The 18,596-nt window shown below is 38.3% G+C and carries 16 protein-coding genes; 7 read left to right on the top strand and 9 right to left on the bottom strand.

The window, feature by feature from the left end:
* Positions 1-292 precede the first annotated feature (292 nt).
* The 4 genes from AXA65_RS12385 to AXA65_RS12365 all read left to right on the top strand — a co-directional run bounded on the left by AXA65_RS12385 (position 293) and on the right by AXA65_RS12365 (position 4,082).
* On the top strand, positions 293-1,543 hold the full coding sequence (locus AXA65_RS12385; protein WP_063970411.1) for a site-specific integrase: 1,251 nt from the start codon (positions 293-295) through the stop codon (positions 1,541-1,543).
* A 587-nt stretch (positions 1,544-2,130) separates the two neighbouring features.
* Positions 2,131-2,496 (top strand): single-stranded DNA-binding protein, encoded by a 366-nt coding sequence (locus AXA65_RS12375; RefSeq protein WP_063970409.1) that lies wholly within the window; start codon positions 2,131-2,133, stop codon positions 2,494-2,496.
* Between the two features lie 43 nt (positions 2,497-2,539).
* Positions 2,540-3,553, top strand: coding sequence for a DUF932 domain-containing protein (locus AXA65_RS12370; RefSeq protein WP_063970408.1), 1,014 nt, complete (start codon positions 2,540-2,542; stop codon positions 3,551-3,553).
* 52 nt (positions 3,554-3,605) lie between these two features.
* Positions 3,606-4,082 (top strand): hypothetical protein, encoded by a 477-nt coding sequence (locus AXA65_RS12365; RefSeq protein ID WP_063970407.1) that lies wholly within the window; start codon positions 3,606-3,608, stop codon positions 4,080-4,082.
* Positions 4,083-4,312: 230 nt separating this feature from the next.
* Here the strand turns inward: AXA65_RS12365 and AXA65_RS12355 are convergent, their stop codons facing one another.
* The 8 genes from AXA65_RS12355 to AXA65_RS12320 form a co-directional block, all read right to left on the bottom strand.
* On the bottom strand, positions 4,313-5,056 hold the full coding sequence (locus AXA65_RS12355; RefSeq protein ID WP_063970405.1) for a dienelactone hydrolase family protein: 744 nt from the start codon (positions 5,054-5,056) through the stop codon (positions 4,313-4,315).
* Positions 5,057-5,058: 2 nt separating this feature from the next.
* The gene (locus AXA65_RS12350) at positions 5,059-6,252 is read right to left on the bottom strand and encodes an MFS transporter (protein WP_063970404.1); all 1,194 of its coding nucleotides are present in this window, start codon (positions 6,250-6,252) and stop codon (positions 5,059-5,061) included.
* A 3-nt stretch (positions 6,253-6,255) separates the two neighbouring features.
* Positions 6,256-7,200: an aldo/keto reductase gene (locus AXA65_RS12345; protein ID WP_063970403.1), complete on the bottom strand. Its 945-nt coding sequence runs from the start codon at positions 7,198-7,200 to the stop codon at positions 6,256-6,258.
* 12 nt (positions 7,201-7,212) lie between these two features.
* Complete coding sequence (locus AXA65_RS12340; protein ID WP_063970402.1) at positions 7,213-8,205, bottom strand: alpha/beta fold hydrolase; 993 nt, start codon at positions 8,203-8,205, stop codon at positions 7,213-7,215.
* A gap of 16 nt (positions 8,206-8,221) precedes the next feature.
* A complete protein-coding gene (locus tag AXA65_RS12335; RefSeq protein WP_063970401.1) occupies positions 8,222-8,608 on the bottom strand; it encodes a DoxX family membrane protein in 387 nt (128 codons plus the stop codon).
* Between the two features lie 11 nt (positions 8,609-8,619).
* Positions 8,620-9,672, bottom strand: coding sequence for an aldo/keto reductase (locus tag AXA65_RS12330; RefSeq protein WP_063970400.1), 1,053 nt, complete (start codon positions 9,670-9,672; stop codon positions 8,620-8,622).
* Between the two features lie 115 nt (positions 9,673-9,787).
* Positions 9,788-10,078, bottom strand: coding sequence for a DUF3861 domain-containing protein (locus AXA65_RS12325; protein ID WP_063970399.1), 291 nt, complete (start codon positions 10,076-10,078; stop codon positions 9,788-9,790).
* Between the two features lie 2 nt (positions 10,079-10,080).
* Complete coding sequence (locus AXA65_RS12320; protein WP_063970398.1) at positions 10,081-11,064, bottom strand: aldo/keto reductase; 984 nt, start codon at positions 11,062-11,064, stop codon at positions 10,081-10,083.
* A gap of 162 nt (positions 11,065-11,226) precedes the next feature.
* On the opposite strand from AXA65_RS12320, the gene AXA65_RS12315 reads away from it, so the two are divergent.
* Positions 11,227-12,072, top strand: a complete 846-nt coding sequence (locus AXA65_RS12315) for a helix-turn-helix domain-containing protein (RefSeq protein ID WP_086048191.1) — start codon at positions 11,227-11,229, stop codon at positions 12,070-12,072.
* Between the two features lie 209 nt (positions 12,073-12,281).
* A complete protein-coding gene (locus AXA65_RS12310) occupies positions 12,282-13,991 on the top strand; it encodes a metallophosphoesterase family protein (RefSeq protein WP_235630761.1) in 1,710 nt (569 codons plus the stop codon).
* A gap of 63 nt (positions 13,992-14,054) precedes the next feature.
* Here AXA65_RS12310 and AXA65_RS12305 read toward each other — a convergent pair whose 3' ends face one another.
* Positions 14,055-15,131 (bottom strand): phosphatidylinositol-specific phospholipase C1-like protein, encoded by a 1,077-nt coding sequence (locus tag AXA65_RS12305; RefSeq protein WP_063970396.1) that lies wholly within the window; start codon positions 15,129-15,131, stop codon positions 14,055-14,057.
* A gap of 339 nt (positions 15,132-15,470) precedes the next feature.
* Here AXA65_RS12305 and AXA65_RS12300 point away from each other — a divergent pair, with 339 nt between their 5' ends.
* A complete protein-coding gene (locus AXA65_RS12300; protein WP_063970395.1) occupies positions 15,471-18,506 on the top strand; it encodes a SusC/RagA family TonB-linked outer membrane protein in 3,036 nt (1,011 codons plus the stop codon).
* The last annotated feature ends 90 nt before the right edge of the window (positions 18,507-18,596 follow it).

Raw genomic sequence — 18,596 nt, 5'->3', positions numbered from 1 at the left:
CTGATTAACACTGTTTTTTTTAGAAAAAAAGATTATTAAAAAGCAAAAATAGGCAAAACGATTAAAACCGTTGCTATACAATGTTTTATAAAACAGTAGTCTTAGTTTGGAACTCGGTGTCTGATAGGTTTTGGGCTTGAAAAAACAAAGTTAGGTTACTAATTCGTTACCGATTAACAAAGGTAACTAAATAGCTTAACTGTATATATTTCAGTGTTTTGCGCTTCTTTTTATATTCCCTTGTAACTCAATGTAATTTAATTTTAAACATTAAACATTAAACATTTGAGTTATGGAACAGACAAAAAAGTCCACGTTCAAACTACTTTTCTACCTGAAAAAGAATGAACTGAAAAAAAACGGTAATGCCCCTGTTATGGCACGTATTACCATTGATGGAACAGCTAAAACTTTGGGTACAAAGTTAGAAATCAATCCAAAAAAATGGAATTTAAAATACGGAAGAGTTGAGGGTAAAAGTGCTATAGCTTTGAGTATTAATCAAAAATTGGATAATATACGAGGACGTATCGACAAGATTTATGAAAATATGCTGAAGCACGAAGGGTTTGCTACCGTACAGAAAGTAAAACTTTCATTTTTAGGTGTCGGTGTAATGGATGATGCGTTGTTAAAAGTCTTCAACGACCAAAATGAAGAATTTAAAAAATTGGTTGATAAAGAGGAACGTTCACAAAGTACCTACAATAAATATTTTACAGTTTATAATCATCTTTCCGATTTCATCAGCCACCGCTTTCATAGAGAGGATATGGCTTTCCGTGAACTAACGGCTGACTTTATTAGGGAATTTGATTTTTATCTTCGATATGATAAACAGTGTACCCATAACACGGTTTGGGTTTACACAATGCCTGTTTTAAGCCTAATAGAACTGGCTATGAAGAAAGGCTTGATACGTGACAATCCGTTCGAGGATTACGAAATCAGTATGGAAGAAACCGACAGGGGTTATATTCTTAAAGAGGACGTGGAAAAACTGATGAAGTGCAAACCCTCGCATCAACGGTATGAGCTTGTAAAAGACTTGTTTATTTTCAGTTGCTTTACCGGACTTTCTTACGTGGATATTAAAAAATTGACAACAAGAAATATTCAATCTTTTTTTGATGGACATCAATGGATTATTAGCCGAAGAAAGAAATCAGACGTCGCTTCTAATGTTCGCCTAATGGAAATTCCTAAACGTATAATTGAGAAATATAAAGGTACTAACCGTAATGAGTTTATTTTTCCTGTTCCGACAAATGCTACCTGTAACACGCACATTAAAAAACTGATGGAGCAAGCGGAAATCATTACAGAACAAAAAGTAACTTTTCATACAGCAAGACATACTTTTGGAACAATGTTTTTGACCGAAGGCGTACCGCTTGAAAGCCTTAGTAAAATGATGGGGCATAAAAATATTGCTACCACACAGATTTATGCCAAAATCACAAGCCAAAAAATTAGTAAGGATATGGATTTAGTTGCTCCAAAATTTCAAGCTATGGAAGAAGCTTTTTGTGTGACAATGTGATTAACTTTTATTACTTCTTAATTGAGCAGAGCTTAACCGTTCTGCTTTTTTTGTGGCTATCATTTTAAAAGCCAAAGCACATTTACTTTCCTCTACAAATCCCAGCGCTGTAAAAGAGCTTTATGGCTTCTTTTGGAACAGAAAATTGAAAAATGCAATTCCCTTTCTCATCCCTTTTCTCTTTCATTTTTCAAATCTCTGCCACAGGCTTTCATAGCCTGGTTATTTATTCCAAAAAACAAATTATTAGGAAATGATTTTCCATAATCAACCGGTAAAAAGGCAGCTAAGGTGTAGCGGGCTGCCATCGCACCTGTCCAACCAAAAGACTACGGCATAATGGCAAGGCAAAATGATGGCTTCGCCGAGTTGTTTGCGTTGCCTTGCCACCCTTCGGGACTTATTCCGTTTCCTTTTGGTTTTTCGCTTAGCCCGCTTCGATTATCTGCTTTCTTTTTTCCGGTTTTTCTTTTGGAAAAATTATTTGAGAAGCGAAGCAGACCACCAACGGAAGCAGACCACCAACGGAAGCAGGAAACGAGAAAAGTGAACGTAACAATATGTGAAATTTTTAAAACAAAACGATTATGAACATCATCGGAAGACTGACAAAAGATGCGGAAGTACGCACATTGTCGAATGAAAAACAGGTAGTAAACTTTTCTGTAGCAACCAACGAAAGCTACAAAAACAAGCAAGGCGACCGCATAGAGCAAACAACCTATTTTGATTGTGCCTATTGGATTTCTGCAAAGGTAGCCACACTACTCACAAAAGGCAAGTTGGTAGAACTCACAGGCAGAGTAAGTACAAGAGCGTGGATAGGCAAAGACGGAGAAGCACATTCTGGGCTAAACTTTCATACCTCACAAATCAAACTTCACGGAGGTGGCAAAAGAAACGAAACTGTACAAGCTACTGCACAGGGAACAACGGACGACCTACCATTTTAACAACGATTATTCAATTATTTTTTAACATCAAAATTTTATCAAAATGGCACACAACATTAATTTCAACGAGAGAACAGGACGTTATTCATTTTTTAGCGTACAACAAAAAGCGTGGCACGGTTTGGGGCAAATCGTAGAACAATTCCCAACAAGCGAAGAAGCTATCAAATATGCAGGATTAGACTATGAAGTCGTAAAATCCCCACTATTTACCAAAGGTTCGGGAATTATGGAAACTGCAAACGGCATCGAAATAGGCAGTAGTGAATTGGAAGTTCCTAACTATTTCGCTAACATTCGCACCGATAACAATGCAGTATTGGGAGTAGTCGGCAAGGATTATCACATTGTACAAAACCGTGAAGCCTTTAATTTCTTTGATGCCATTGTAGGCGGTGGCGAAGGTATTCTGTACGAAACCGCAGGAGCATTGGGCAACGGAGAACGCATTTTTATCACAGCCAAATTGCCCGATTATATCCGTGTAGGTAATGGCGATGATGTAACGGAAAAATATATTTTCTTGACCACTTCGCACGATGGTAGCGGAAGCATTACAGCCGCATTTACGCCTATCCGTATCGTTTGCCAAAACACGCTGAACGCTTCATTGCGCAATATGACCAATGTAGTCCGCATCAAGCACACATCGGGAGCAAAAGGGCGTATTGAGAATGCCCACAAGATTATGGGATTGGCGAACACATTGAGCAATCAATTAGAGAGAATTTTCAACGATTGGGCAAAAATAAAAGTAACAGACAGAGAGCTAAAAAAGCTAATCCAATTGGCACTTTGCCCGAACAAGGAAACCTTTGATTTACTTAAAAAAGGGGCAGAAGATGAAATTTCAACTTTGTTTAAAAATACCGTTGAAGATGCGTTTGCTTATGCAATGATAAGCGACACACAGCAAATGGAAACGACCAAAGGTACATTGTTCGGAGCGTACAATGCTGTTACAGGTTACTATCAGAATGTAAGAAGTTACAAGAACGATGAAGCCAAATTGCAGAGCATTGTATTGGGTGGTGCAGAAATTCTAAACCTTAATTAAATAACCACAGGCTACCGCCTTAATCGGTGGTAGCCTATTAAAAACAAAAGTTATGGCAAATTGGTGCAATAATACCGTTGTTTTCGAGGGAAAACACGAAGCAATCAAAGAGATACAACAGCTTTTTCAAACGATGAAAAGCAAAGAGGAAATGGAAAAACAAGGGCAATTGCCCGACTTTATCGCCGATACCAACGGAGGTTATTTCTTCAATATTTATTGGAATGAAGGCGATGAAGGTAATTTTCAATACGAAACAAAATGGTCGCCCAATCTTGAAGTTATTCAAAAAATAGCAGAACATTATAAAGTGAATTTCATACAGGATTATGAAGAGCTGGGCAATATGGTATATGGCAGGGCAACATTTTCTGACGGGATTGTCACAGATGTTTATTTGGAAGATGAAGATTTTGAAAACTATCATTTTGATGAAAGTATCGACAGCTATCATTTTGAGGGAGAAACCTACGAAAGTGATTACGAAATTCTGGAAACTTTGTTGGAACGAAAAATTTCAAAAAAGTAACATTTAGAATTTTCCCGATTGAAAAGTTGGGCAGCGAAAAAGACACTTCCTTCCTTTGGTCGGAAACGTCTTTTCGCATTTTCAATTGATGCAACCAATTTGATGAAAATGTAAGCTTCGCCATTTTCTAAAAAAAACAAAAAAAATCGGAAGAAAAAATCTTCCGACCATGACTAGCTGTAATGGCTGTCTTTCTAACTTCTAATATCTAAGTCTAACTTCTTTTTTATCTATTTCAAAATTTCCTTAAGGAAAGTCAACGTGTGATTCCAGGCGCGTTTCGCCATTACTTCGTTGTAATCTGGAGATTCTGGGCTGGTGAAAGTATGTTTGGAATTAGCGTAGGTGATGATTTGAAAATCTGTTTTTCCGGCTTTTAATTCCGCGATCAGATTCGTCATATCTTCCGGTTTTACGCTTTCGTCGTCGGCTGGGTTTTCTACGAGAACTTTAGTTTTGATGGGAACATTTAGTCTGTCATTGCTTTTGGCCAAACCGCCGTGAATCGAGATGACACCAGCAACCGGCATTTGCGCTCTCGCCGTTTCCAATGCGCCCGTTCCACCGAAACAATAACCGATGACGGCAATTTTATCCGGATTCGCACCTTGTTTTTTCAGTTCTTCCAAAGCGACAGAAATTCTCTGTTGGTAAGCTTTGTAATCTTGTTTGTAAGTTCCAGCGATTTTTGCAGCGGCATCATTGTCGGTTGGAATATTTCCTTCGCCATAAATATCAGCGATGAAAACCACATAACCTTGCTTTTCCAATTGAAGCGCTGCATTTTTCGCTTCTTCATCTATGCCTTTCCAAGCTGGGAGAATCAAAACGCCGGGAAGTTTTTTTCCTGCATTGGAAGTGACTAATCCGTTCAGTTTTTGAGTTCCGTCTTTGTAGGCAATTGTTTTCAATGTTTGGGCTAATGTGAGTTGCATTCCGAGGAATACAGTTAATAATGTGAGTGAGAGTTTCATATTTAAGATTTTGTTTGATTAATTTTCTTCTGCTTAATGACGTTCATTAGATTCATTAAAAGTACAACTAAACTGGATACCACGAGCTGAATTCCAACATAATGCCAACCGCCAAGTTCCCAACACTTGAGACCGATGAAAGTTCCCAAAGCGCCACCAACAAAATAGGAAGTCATATAAATCGTGTTGATTCTGCTGTTCGCTTTTTCGTCTAATCGATAAATCAACGCAACATTCGTCACTTGGATGGATTGAACGCCAACATCAATGAAAATCACCGCAAGAATGATTGAAATCAAATAACTCGGAAACAGAAAAATGACCACCGAACCAGCCAACAGAATAACACTTGCAATCAATTGCGTGTATCTGGAATCGCCTTTGTCAGAAGCTTTTCCAATCAACGGTGCCACCAAAGCACCAGCAATTCCCAACATTCCGAAAAGTCCAATCGTGTCTGAACTGTAATTGTAAGGTTTTTCAACCAACAAAAATGTCAAAGTTGTCCAAAAAGAACAAAACACCGCAAATGCAATTCCGCCAAGCAAAGCCATAAATCTTAATTGCGGAAATCTTTTCAGCTGATAAAATGACGATGAAATCAATTTAAAATAAGATTCTTTGAACGTCGGTTTTACATTCGGTAATTTGAAATAGACAAAAGCCAAAGAGAAAATCGTGAATCCAGCCGAAAGATAATACACCATTTTCCAACTGCTCCATTCCGAAATATAACCGCTGAAAACCCGCGCCATCAATATTCCGACGAGAATTCCTGTGAATATAATCCCTACATTTTTTCCTTTTTCATTCCCCGACAATTCCGCCGCCATTGGTAAAATAACCTGAGCCGCAACCGCCGTTAATCCCAATAATAAACTGAATAAAAAAATAAAATAGTAATTGGAAACCAGTCCGATAGCAATCAAAACAAAGAATAAAGTTCCTAATAAAGTCAGTATTAATTTTTTCCTATCAACTTTGTCGCCCAAGGGAACCAAGGTCAAAAGTCCAGCGCCATATCCGACTTGTCCGAGTCCGACCATTATTCCCATTTTACTTTCAGGAACGCGAAAGCTTTCAGCGATCTGATGCAGAATTGGTTGGGCAAAATAAATATTAGAAACACTGATTCCCGCAACGACGGCCATTCCCAGAACCTGACCTTTGCTCAGTTGTGATTGTACCTCTGACATCGCTTATTTCGAAGCTTGGTTAAGGATTTCCAAATCTTCAGAATCTAAACTCAATTTTGGTGCGTCGAAAATGGTTTGCAATTGTCTTTCGCTCGTCGCACTTACGATTGGCGCTGTAATTAGTGGATTTGCCAACAACCAAGCCAACGCAACAGTTGCAGGTTGAGATTGATGTTTTTCTGAAACTTTGTCAAGTGCACTCAAAACTGCTTTTCCTTTATCATCAAAATATTTTTTGATGCCGGCGCCTCGGGTTGTTTTTTCAAAATCTTCTTCGGTTCTGTATTTTCCGGTTAAGAATCCTGCAGCCAAAGACCAATATGGGAAAGCGCTCAATCCATATTTTTCAACTAATGATGCGTATTCCGTTTCGAATTTTTCTCTTTCAACCAAATTGTAATGAGGTTGAAGTGCCACATATTTTGGCAAATTATTTTTCTCAGCAACTTCAAAAGATTCAATCAATCTTTCTGGCGAAATGTTGGACGCCGCGATATATCTCACTTTTCCGGCTTTGATGATTTCGTCGTAAGCAGAAAGCGTTTCTTCAACTGATGTCACTTTGTCATCAAAATGTGTGTAGTACAAATCGATGTGGTCTGTTCCAAGACGTTTCAGAGATTCGTCCACAGATTTCAGAATGTGTTTTTTGCTGATGTCGAAGCCGTGTTCTTTGGTTTCGGAACCCACTTTTGTGGCGAGAACGATGTCTTGTCTGTTCTTTTTCTCCTTCATCCATTTTCCGATGATTTCCTCGGATTGTCCGCCTTTTCCGTTCACCCACCAAGAATAAGTGTCGGCTGTATCGATGAAATTAAATCCACCTTCTTCAAATTTATTCAAGATGTTGAACGATTCTTTCTCGTCCAAAGTCCATCCAAAAACGTTTCCTCCAAAGTTGATCGGAGCGATTTCTAAGTCTGTATTTTTAATATTAACTTTTTTCATTTTGATGATTTATTATTTTAAAAATTCTTTCACAGGTTTGATGAATTGGTCAAAAACCTCGATGTGCGGAAGATGTCCCACGTTGTCGATTTCTACCAATTTTGAACCTTTTATTTTTTGTTGAGTGGCTTTTCCCAATAGGTCATATCGTCCCATCGTTTCAGCTATTTTTGGGTCTTTTACATTGCCTTTTCCAATCGCCGTTCTATCTCTTGTTCCGATGATTAACAACGTTGGAACATTCAAATTTTGAAATTCATAAACCACGGGTTGCGTGAAGATCATATCAGAAGTTTTAGCGTTGACCAATGCGACTTTTTGATAATCCGGCGCTTTTGTCCATCCTGTTAAAAGATAGACCCACTCGTCATATTCCGGTTTCCATTGGTTGTCATAATAGAATCCGTTTTGGTATTTTTTTGTCGATTCATAATCGGCTTTCATTTCGGTTTCGTAATTTTTATCGATAGAAGTGTAAGGTGCAACCAGTTTCCAGTCTTCCAGTCCTATTGGATTTTCTAGGATTAATTTTTCAACGGTTTCTGGATACATCAATGAAAATCTTGTCGCAACCATTCCGCCCATCGAATGTCCCAAAAGATAAATTTTATCAATTTTCAAATCATCCAAAACGGCTTTCGTATTCTGAGCCAATTGCTGAAAGGTAAATTGATAATCAGTAGGTTTTGATGATTTTCCGAAACCAATTTGGTCAGGAACAATGACTCGAAATCCTTCTTTTGTCAAAGCATCAATTGTCGTTTTCCAATAAGCACCGTTGAAGTTTTTTCCGTGAAGGAGAACCACAGTTTTGCCGTTTGCTTTATTTGGTTTGATGTCCATATAAGCCATTTTCAAATCTTGATTTTGGCTTTTGAAATTCAGGAAATTGACTTTGTACGGATATTCATAATTCGTCAACATGATATCCAAAACCGGCCTATTTTCCTGAGCTGAAATGAAACTGACGGATAACATCAGTATTAAATATTTTAAATATTTCATAGTTTTATTTTTAGAATTAATGCGTTGTTTCTGATTGATTTTTATTCCAAAACCAATACAATCCGAACAGATAAACAGAATGCAAAAGCTGAGATTCTATCGCACTCCAGTTTTCGATGGATGAACTTCCAAGAATCAAAATGCTCATCAAAATCAATCCTGAAAAAATCGTGTATTTGGTCTTGAAACCGATTACTAATGATAATCCAATGAGAAATTCTGCAATCGGCAAAATGTAACTAAAAGGAACAATCAGAAAGTCTGGAATCATAGATTTTTCCATTGAAGTTACCATCCAATTGCTGAATGTAGCAAGTTTTGGAAGTCGTACCAAACCGTGACCCAAAAGAGAAATAGCAATCGGCAATCTTAAAAAGAAATAAGTGGTTTTGAAGTCTTTCATAGTTTTAAAATTTATTTCAAATGGCTGTAAAAATCCGGCGTTGGATTCAGACTTTTATTATTCCATTGATGCCAATACGGATAAATGGGTGGAACTTCGCTCGCCTTGTCCAGTTTTTCAACTTGTTCCCGCGTCAAATTCCAGCCGACAGCTTCCAGATTTTGCTTCAATTGTTCTTCATTTCTTGCACCAATAATGATGCTGGAAACGGTCGGACGCTGTAATAACCAATTCAATGCAACCTGAGCAACAGTCTTTCCAACTTCGCCGGCAACTTCTTCCAAAGCATCAATCGTGTTATAAAAAATCTCTTCCTGCACAACGGCTTCCGGAACAGGACTTCCGCCTTGTGCAATTCTCCCGTCTTGTGGAATTGGCTTGTTTCGACCGTGTTTGCCGCTCAATCTTCCAGAAGCCAATGGTGACCAGATGATTGAGCCTACATTTTGGTCTAAACCTAATGGCATCAATTCCCATTCGTAATCGCGGTTTGCCAAAGAATAATAAACTTGATGCGCAATATATTTGCTCCAACCGTATTTTTCCGAAATCCCAAGTGACTTCATCAGATGCCAGCCAGAGAAATTGGAACACGCTATGTAGCGGACTTTTCCACTTGTTACCAATTCATCTAATACTTTTAAAGTCTCTTCAATAGGCGTATTTCCATCGAAGCCGTGCATATGATAAACATCGATGTAATCTGTACCAAGACGTTTCAGGCTACCTTCGATTTGGGTCAGAATATGGAGTCGGGAAGAACCTTGGTTATTTGGACCTTCACCAAACGTGAAAGTTGATTTCGTGGATAAAATTAGTTTATCGCGGGAAATATCTTCAATCGCTTTTCCAAGAACTTCCTCAGATTTTCCATCAGAATAAATGTCAGCCGTATCGAAGAAATTGACACCGGCATCCATACAAATATGGATGAGTTTTTTAGCTTCATCCACTTGCGTATTTCCCCACGCTTTGAAGAAATCACCTTCGCCACCGAAAGTCGCAGTTCCGAAACTGAGAACAGGAACTTTAAGTCCTGAACCTCCTAAAAATCTATATTCCATTTTATTTAATTTCTATTTTGTGATTAATAATTCTTTTGTAAAACACTTCGACTCCGCTCAGTGTGACAATTCAAAGACTTCTTCTAATTGTCAGGCTGAACGGAGTCGAAGCCTTTTATTGACTTTTCAATTTTTTCATAAATTCCATTATTGCATGTCTTAATTCTTCAAACAATGGATGCTGTTTATTTTTGAGCATCACTTCTGTAAATAGCTTTAAACCTAAAGCAAATTCAGTCGCCGTATTTTCATTATCGAAAATGTTCTTTGATTTTACCACTTCAAAAATGTTGAATAGATCATCGTGGTTATCAAATTCAAGACTTAAACTTTTTGTGCCTTCATAACCATCTTTCAGTTTAATTTCTTTTAAATCTAATTGATAGTAATTGTTTCGTTTTTCCATTATTAAAAAGCATTTACCAAATCATCAATGGTTTTAATTTCATCTTTTGAAAGTTTAATGTCCATCGATTTTGCATTTTGAACGGCTTGTTCTGCATTTCTTGCGCCAGCCAAAGCAATCGTCATTCCGGGTCTTTCAATCGTCCAACGAAGAACCAATTGACCCAGACTTGCATTGTGCTCGTCCGCAATCGGTTTGATTTTATCTAATAACTGATTGGTTTTTTGAATGAATTCCGGTTGGAAATGCGGCAGATTTGCTCTGTGGTCGCCATCCTGAAATTTGTAATCTGGGGTGATTTTCCCCGTCAATAATCCTCTTTCCAAAGGACTGTAAGCCAAAATCGATTTGTTATTTTCGATGCAGTAAGGAACGGTTTCCTCCTCTATCCCACGATTCACCATACTGAATGGGATTTGATTTGAAACCAATTTCAACGTTTTCTCAGCTTCAGCCATTTGTTGCGCATCATAATTACAAACGCCAGCGAAACGTACTTTTCCCTGCTCAATCAATCTTGAAACCGCTTCGAAAGTTTCATCAATCGGCGTTGTAACATCCGGCCAGTGGATTTGATAAAGGTCGATGTAATCTGTACCCAATCTTTTCAAACTTTGTTCACATTCGAAAATAATACTTTCTTTTCCGGCGTATTTATAAATGTCGATATCCTTTCCATCATTGTTTTTGCTGTTCATTGCCAAAGTTCCTTTGTCCAAATCCCAACGCATTCCAAATTTTGTAAGGATCTGAACCTTGTCTCGAGAAATATTTTTGATAGCTTCGCCTACAATTTCTTCGCTCGTTCCTTGTCCGTAGATTGGTGCAGTATCAATAGAAGTGACGCCGACATCATAACATGCTCTGATGGCCTCGATGGCTTCGTTTCTGTCCGTGCTTCCCCACATCCAGCCGCCAGCCGCCCAGGCTCCGAAAGTGATTGCTGAAACTTTTAAATCGCTGTGTCCTAATTTTCTGTATTCCATTTGTTGCTGATTTCGATTAAATTTAGATTTTGAGTTCCAATTTTTATGCCTTGGAATCCTCTTTACAAAAGTTGAAAAAAATTAAAGATTTTAGCTTGTAGTATTAATTCAAATAATTGTACTTTTATGCTATCATAAGGAATTTAAAATTAATTTAATATTGTGAAAAAACTGCAGTTTGAGTCTTTAGTGATTAGTGATCTGGAAGGTGAGGCGTTTGGTCATCCGTCGCACAGCCATACTTATTATGAGATGATCTATGTGTTGAAAGGAAATGGCAATCACCATATCAACAACATTATTCTGCCTTATAAATGTGGCGACCTTTTCCTGATTTCGCCTGATGACCAACATTATTTCGAGTACAATAAATATTCAAGATTGATTTTCATCAAGTTCACAGACGATTATTTCAAAGGGAACAAACACCTTTCGCCAGACTCATTCGCGATGAATTCTCCGGAAAACGTGATGCGAAAACAAATCCTGAAAGAGAAAAAACTCATCTTCACAGAACCTTGCAAAACGATTCTGAAAAAGACGATTGAAAATATCCTTTCTTACAATTGCAGAAAAGATGTTTCCACGTCGCCAATCGTATTTTATCAAATTCTTTCGATATTCGGACTAATAAAAGAAGCGACTTCCAAAATGGACATCAGGTTGGATGTTGGACTTCAGAATAAGGAAGATGTGATTTCGTATATTCATCAGAATATCTACCAGCCGGAGATGATTCGAATCAAAAAAATCGCTTATCATTTCAATATTTCGCCGACCTATTTCAGTGCTTATTTCAAACGGAACTTCGCAGTTTCCTACCGCGATTACATCAATGATTATCGAATGGCGTTGATAGAAAGACGAATGGAATCCGGGCAAAATACCATCAAGCAAATCGCTTATGAGTTTGGTTTTACGGACGAAAGCCACCTGTCGCATTATTTCAAAAATAAGAAAAGCAAAACGTTGGGTTCTTATAAGAACAAGAGCAGGAGTTTAGTTTAAAGCGATGTTTTGGGAAATCTTTCCAAGAATAATTTTCTTTCATAATTATTTAAACTTGGCGTAAAGACAGTTACGCAACGAATCCTTTATTTTAGACCAATTTTTAATATGAATAAAGGAATTTTTTCGTTTTTGATTTTCGCTACTACATTGTTGTCGGCACAAAAACCTGTCCGATCGCTTTTCTTTCGGATGTCCATTTCCAGGATTTGTACGGTCAATTCTCTGATACTGATTTTAAAGGAATCATTAATCCAAAAACTGGGAAACCTACCATTTTGCGGACGATGGATTCTCAGCTACATTCTACAAGGATCTTCAATGAGAATTATTTCGCTTTTCTAAAGGCTTTGGATGATATTGCTGCCAAAGGAATCAAAATTGTGGCAATGCCAGGCGACTTTTCTGATGACGGACAGGCATACAATCTTCGTGGACTCCATAAGATCTTGGAAAGTTATCACGAGAAATTTGGAATCAATTTTTATTTAACCACAGGAAATCACGATCCAGTCGGGCCATTCCGTCAAGACACGGGGAAAGATGATTTTTTAGGTGAAGACGGAAATCCACTTGGAATTTATAGCAAAGACAACATCGGGAAAATTTCTAATCAGATCGTTACAAAAGATATTTCTGAATCTGGCTATTTGGAGATTTTGGATGAACTGAAAGACTTTGGGTTTTATCCTAAAAAAGAAGATCTGTATTGGAGTACACCATTTGATGAGGTTTCGTTTCAAGATTATTCGTACAACAAAGCTTTGCCGTTTGCCTATTATCAAAGAAGAATGTACGAAGTTTCAAAAGGATTTTCTGTTCCAGACTTAAGTTATGTTGTGGAACCTGTAAAAGATGTCTGGATGATCGCCATTGACGGCAATACTTATATCCCAAAAGATCTAACTGGAAATGCAACTGACGCTTCAAATTACAAAGGCGCAAGCATCGGTTATAACAATGTTTTGACCAACAAAAAACACTTGATCGATTGGGTAAAGAAAATTACGAAAGAAGCTAAGAAGAACCACAAAACGTTGATTGCATTTACACATTATCCAATGGTGGATTTCAATGATGATGCAACAGAAGAGATTAAGAATCTATTGGGGAATAAAAAATGGCAATTGGAACGTGTACCAGAAGAAACGGTTGCGAAAGTCTTTGCTGATGCTGGTTTGCAAATCCATTTCGCGGGACATATGCACATCAATGATACGGGAATCAGGAAGTTTGGCGAGAAAATGCTGGTGAATGTTCAAGTTCCTTCGTTGGCTGCGTATCTGCCTGCGTACAAAATATTGACCATCAATTCTACTTATAAATTTGAAGTTCAGACGATTGTTCTGAACGATGTTCCTCATTTTGACGGTCTTTTCCCTTTTTACCAAAAAGAATATGAAGTCCTGAAAAAAAATGGTAATAAAACCCTTTGGAATAAGGACATTCTTAGGACAAGATCTTACCACGATTTCATGCTTTTCCACTTAAAAGAACTCGTTCGACTTCGAATGATTCCCAATGATTGGCCCAGTGAGTTTATTGAAAGGTCAAGTAAACTAAATGGCGAAGACCTGTTGATTTTATCATTAAACCTAAATGAAGCTGAGGCTAAAAAATATTTAAAACAAAAGGATATTGATGTGAAGAAATTCAGAAAGTGGACGTTCGATGATCTTCTTTTGAACTTGTACAAGTTTCAGTCGGCAGATGAATTGGCAAAATTGGATATTCCGGAAGTGAGACTGCAGCAATATCAGACCTTGGAAAAGTTATTTGAATCTAATCATTCTCAAGATCCTTTTATCATTCAGTTGAAATCGGTCTTCAAAATGTTATCGCTTTTATCAAACGGTGATCCTTCCGACCATTTTGAAATTGACCTGAAAAATCAAACTTTAAACAGGGTCCAAGATTAGATCAAAATCAGAAAAGACCATCATTGCTGACAGTCCTTTCCTTTATAAATCTAATTGAAATTGTTATTTTCCGTTGACAGGATTTTTTCGTTCGTAAGTCTTGTTGTCAAAGCTGATCTTAAAATTAGATTTGAAAAGTTTACTCGGTAAATAGTAATCCGTAGTGATGATCTGCGCACCGCTTTCCTTCGCCTTTTCGAATCTGGAATAATCCTCACTTCTCGCTTCCATCGTATCGGCATCGGCTCTGGTGCGGATGATGTAGCCTTGTTTTACAAGGTCTTGAATTTTGGAACTGTCCTTTTGTGGCTCATTCATAAACAAGATTGCAGCTTCCGGCGTTCCGGGCGTGGAGTTGGTGAATATCATTCTACCTTTCAGTGATGGATGGTCCTTTGCGTAGAGATCTCTGTTCTCGCTATTGTTGTCCAAGACGAAAACAAATTTTCCTTTGGCATCTTTTACTTTTGGCAAATTCTTGTTTAGGACAGCTTCATTCAGCGTTTTGTAAGACCCTCTGATGTCATCTGGCGTGATGATCTTGTCTTTTCCTAAATAATTTTTCAACTCATTATCCAGGTCATCAAAAAGCTTTGAAGTGTAATGCTCTGGCTCTGTCCCGAATTTGTTGGCTTTTCCGTCTTTTGGTTCCAAAGTGATGAAGACCGGATCATGATCGGGATGCGACTCTGACCATTTTTTCAGGTCTTTCAGACAATCTTCCAGCGTGTAATACCAAGTTTGATAATCGATATCGGTGATGTGGATCATCTTGTAGCCTGGTTTTTTCATTTTGCCTTCCGGGTCAAAAGCTTGCGTGGTTTTCACAAGATCTAGGATTTTTGGATGCGCATATTTTCCGCCTTTGCTGTCTGCGTAAACATCGATCTCAAGATTTCGAAGTCCAAGGTCCAGCTGTTCCGGAACTGGGATATGTTCATATTGGATCCTTGGCAAAAAATTCAATGTATCTTTTTTGGCGAGATAACTGTAAACTTCCGGAAGGATTGCTTTCTTGTAAGAATTATGCGAACCGATCACCTGGATCTCGTTGATCTTTAGATTGTCAAGGTTTTGGGATTGTGACCATAAAAGATTGATCGAAGATAAAGATAGTGCGAGGAAAACCGCCTTTTTCATTGTAGTCAAATTTTATGAAGGCGAAATTAGGAACTCTATATTTTCCGAAGTTTATCGATTATGTTAAGTCTTTTTTAAGATTATGTGAATGACGAAAAACGCACGTGTATAACTTATTTATAATTAATAATATTCCGTTTTCTTCAATTTTATTCTGTTATAGATTGTTGGTTTTAACATAATATTCTGTTAAACTAATTTCCACACAAAGCAATTTACTTTGTATCCCGAAAAATAAAATTAAACGTTTGCTTTAAAAAAATAAAAACCACTGTTGCGGGAACAACAGCGGCTATTTATCAAGCAACGTAATGTCTTACAATTACTTTACTTAATGATATGTACCACAAAATTAATTTATTTAAATTTAAAAAGCTAATTCCGGTAGCAATACTTTTTTTGGTGGCCAACCAAACAAGTGCTGAAGGACTTAATGCTAATTATCCTGTTTTTTCGCAGGTCAACGAGACGATCACCGGAAAAGTGGTGAAACAGGATGGTTCTTATGCAGAGGGAGCAGTAATTACGGTAGTAGAAACTGGTGTTACCACAACATCGGACGCATCCGGGAATTTTACTATTTCTGCCAATATCGGGCAGACCTTATCCATTTCTTATGACGGGAATGAGCAACTCACCAAGGTCGCTAGCACTTCTGTTTCGGTAACGCTACAATCCAAAGACACGACCATTGCGGAAGTGATGCTTGTAGGGTACGGTTCTCAGAGAAAATCAGACATGACAGGTGCGGTAAGTCAGTTGAAGGCTGAGCAGTTCAAAGAAGGGATGAATATCTCTGTTGACAATCTGATGCAAGGGAAGATCGCTGGTGTCCGCGTTGTACAATCAAGCGGTGAGCCTGGAGCTGGCGTGAATGTTTCCATCAGAGGGATCGGCTCGATCAGAAGTGGTAGCACGCCGCTTTTCGTGGTAGATGGCGTTCCTTTGAGCAACGATGCAGTAAGTGCTTCCAGTCCCAATGTTGGTCTTGGAAACACACAGGCCAAAAACCCACTCAACTTTTTGAATACTTCAGATATAGAGTCCATCACGGTTTTGAAGGATGCTTCTGCTGCAGCGATCTATGGCGCCAGAGGTTCCAATGGTGTTGTTTTGGTAACAACGAAAAGAGGTAAAAAAGGGGAGCCAATATTTACCTATGATACTTATTTTGGTTTTTCTTCGGTCATCAAAAAATTGGATCTGATGTCTGCTGACGAGTATAGAGCAGCTATTGTCGATAAATCTTATGATCACGGCGGGAATACAGATTGGCAGGACGAGATCTACCGTACGGCGGCATCTCAGAATCATTCGATCTCATTTTCAAAATCTACAGATACAGGAAGTTATTTTGCCTCTTTGTCACATATGGATCAGGACGGAATCGTTAAAAATAGCGATTTCAAAAGAACCACAGCACGTATCAATGCAGAAGAATCATTCTTTGACAACAAACGTTTGAAGGTGAAACTAAACCTGACAGCAAGTGACATCAAAGAAAACGGAATTCCTAATGGTGCAAACGCAGGATCGGACGGCCAAGTGATCATCCACGCGTTGATGGCCAATCCAACACGTTCTTTGTATGACGAAAACGGAAACTACACCAATTTCAACATGAACGCACATTACAATCCGTTGTATTTGCTAAGCGTTTATACCGATAAGACCAATACTTTCCGAGTATTAGGAAACACCGAAGCTACTTTGAGACTACTGCCTGGACTTAATTATAAATTAAATCTAGGGATCGACAGAACGATGTCTGAAAGGAATACGACAATGTATCCAAACATTACGGACAGAACGCCAAAAGGAATGTCCGTACAGGCTAATCTGGATTCTTATAATGTGTTGTTGGAACATTATCTGACCTATGATTTTAATTTGAATAGACATAATTTCAATATTCTAGGTGGTTTCTCTTATCAGAAATTCAAGTTTTCAGGCACTTATTACGGCGTCAGGAATATCGCTGAACAAGGTGGCGGAATCTCACCAGAGCTGAATCCAGGATATTCTGGCGATGTTTTCATTCCTTCTCCGGGTTATGCGCAGGAAAATGAGTTGCAGTCCTACTTCGGAAGGGTGAATTACAACTTTGATAAAAAATACCTCTTGACGGCTTCCATCAGAGCTGATGGTTCCACACGTTTTGGACAGAACAATAAGTATGGTTATTTCCCTTCTGTGGCAGTGGGTTGGACCATTTCAAATGAGAATTTCCTTCAAGATTCTCAAATCGTTAATGAATTAAAACTAAGAGGAAGTTGGGGACAAACCGGTAACCAGGAAGTTCCGAACAAGTTGACACAGGCCAGTTATTCACTTTCGCAAGGTGCTGGTTATTACTTATATGATAACTTAAATCTTCTCAATGGATTCACCGTAAACAGGACTGCGAATCCTGACCTGAGATGGGAAGTTGTAGAACAGACCAACATTGGGGCGGATTTTAGTTTGTGGCAAAACAAACTCTATGGATCAGTAGAGTATTACAACAAGATCACAAAAGATCCGATCCTTAACATTCCTTCAAAAGTATTGAGTCCTACAACTACGGTCTACACCAACGTAGATGGAGAGATCGTCAACAAAGGGTTTGAATTCACTTTAGGTTCAGAGATCATACGCAAGGATAATTTTACATGGACCGTGGATGTGAATGGTGCCACTGTAAATAATGTGGTTAAAAATCTACCAGTTTCCGAGATCTATTCCGGTGAAGTTTCTGGTCCGGGAATGTCGGGTGTGACGGCCAATATTTATAAAAATGGTTACGAAGCGGGTTCATTTATTATGTTGAATTATTTAGGAATTGATGCTGATGGAAAATACATCTACGAAGATGTGGATGGCGACGGAACTGTGGGGCCGAAAGACAGAAAGATCTTTGAAGGTGCCATTCCAAATTTCACGTTCGGGTTCAATTCTTACATGAAATATAAGAAGATCGACTTTGGATTCTCATTCATCGGACAAACTGGTGGTTACCTTGTAAACAACACCGCTCTGAATTTGAACATCAACAACTTGGCGTCCGACAGAAACGTTTTGAAGAATTTCTACGATTCTGGTGCAAGCTTCACCAATCAGCCACAGTTGTCATCGCTTTATCTTGAGAAATCAGATTTTATCCGTCTGAATAATGTGAGGTTGGGTTACACATTTGACATCAATCAATTAAAATGGATGAAAAGCCTTAATCTTTATGTTAGCGCTCAGAATCTCTGGACCATTACAAATTACACAGGTTATGATCCACTTGTAGACACCAATAAACAAGCAGCTGGAAATCAGTCTCTAGGGATAGATTATACCACTTATCCTTCCGCGAAAACGGTTTTATTTGGAGCAACTGTTAAATTTTAATCGACTTAATTATGAGATCGCCTTGATTCGGAAACGCAGGCAAACAATGAAGATAGAGCGATAACATATGACAAACAAAAACAATAAAAT

Source organism: Chryseobacterium sp. FP211-J200 (genome assembly GCF_001643375.1).
In the GTDB taxonomy this organism is placed as follows: domain Bacteria; phylum Bacteroidota; class Bacteroidia; order Flavobacteriales; family Weeksellaceae; genus Epilithonimonas; species Epilithonimonas ginsengisoli.
Note: the sequence above shows the minus strand (reverse complement) of the source record. Positions and strands in the feature narration are given on the sequence as shown.

What these genes read in the sequence shown, in the direction of transcription:
- AXA65_RS12370 (WP_063970408.1), top strand. Translation starts at nt 2,540, where the DNA reads ATGGCACACAACATTAATTTCAACGAGAGAACAGGACGTTATTCATTT.
- AXA65_RS12300 (WP_063970395.1), top strand. Translation starts at nt 15,471, where the DNA reads ATGTACCACAAAATTAATTTATTTAAATTTAAAAAGCTAATTCCGGTA.
- AXA65_RS12335 (WP_063970401.1), bottom strand. Translation starts at nt 8,608, where the DNA reads ATGAAAGACTTCAAAACCACTTATTTCTTTTTAAGATTGCCGATTGCT.
- AXA65_RS12330 (WP_063970400.1), bottom strand. Translation starts at nt 9,672, where the DNA reads ATGGAATATAGATTTTTAGGAGGTTCAGGACTTAAAGTTCCTGTTCTC.
- AXA65_RS12350 (WP_063970404.1), bottom strand. Translation starts at nt 6,252, where the DNA reads ATGTCAGAGGTACAATCACAACTGAGCAAAGGTCAGGTTCTGGGAATG.
- AXA65_RS12375 (WP_063970409.1), top strand. Translation starts at nt 2,131, where the DNA reads ATGAACATCATCGGAAGACTGACAAAAGATGCGGAAGTACGCACATTG.
- AXA65_RS12305 (WP_063970396.1), bottom strand. Translation starts at nt 15,131, where the DNA reads ATGAAAAAGGCGGTTTTCCTCGCACTATCTTTATCTTCGATCAATCTT.
- AXA65_RS12355 (WP_063970405.1), bottom strand. Translation starts at nt 5,056, where the DNA reads ATGAAACTCTCACTCACATTATTAACTGTATTCCTCGGAATGCAACTC.
- AXA65_RS12385 (WP_063970411.1), top strand. Translation starts at nt 293, where the DNA reads ATGGAACAGACAAAAAAGTCCACGTTCAAACTACTTTTCTACCTGAAA.
- AXA65_RS12345 (WP_063970403.1), bottom strand. Translation starts at nt 7,200, where the DNA reads ATGAAAAAAGTTAATATTAAAAATACAGACTTAGAAATCGCTCCGATC.
- AXA65_RS12320 (WP_063970398.1), bottom strand. Translation starts at nt 11,064, where the DNA reads ATGGAATACAGAAAATTAGGACACAGCGATTTAAAAGTTTCAGCAATC.
- AXA65_RS12365 (WP_063970407.1), top strand. Translation starts at nt 3,606, where the DNA reads ATGGCAAATTGGTGCAATAATACCGTTGTTTTCGAGGGAAAACACGAA.
- AXA65_RS12325 (WP_063970399.1), bottom strand. Translation starts at nt 10,078, where the DNA reads ATGGAAAAACGAAACAATTACTATCAATTAGATTTAAAAGAAATTAAA.
- AXA65_RS12340 (WP_063970402.1), bottom strand. Translation starts at nt 8,205, where the DNA reads ATGAAATATTTAAAATATTTAATACTGATGTTATCCGTCAGTTTCATT.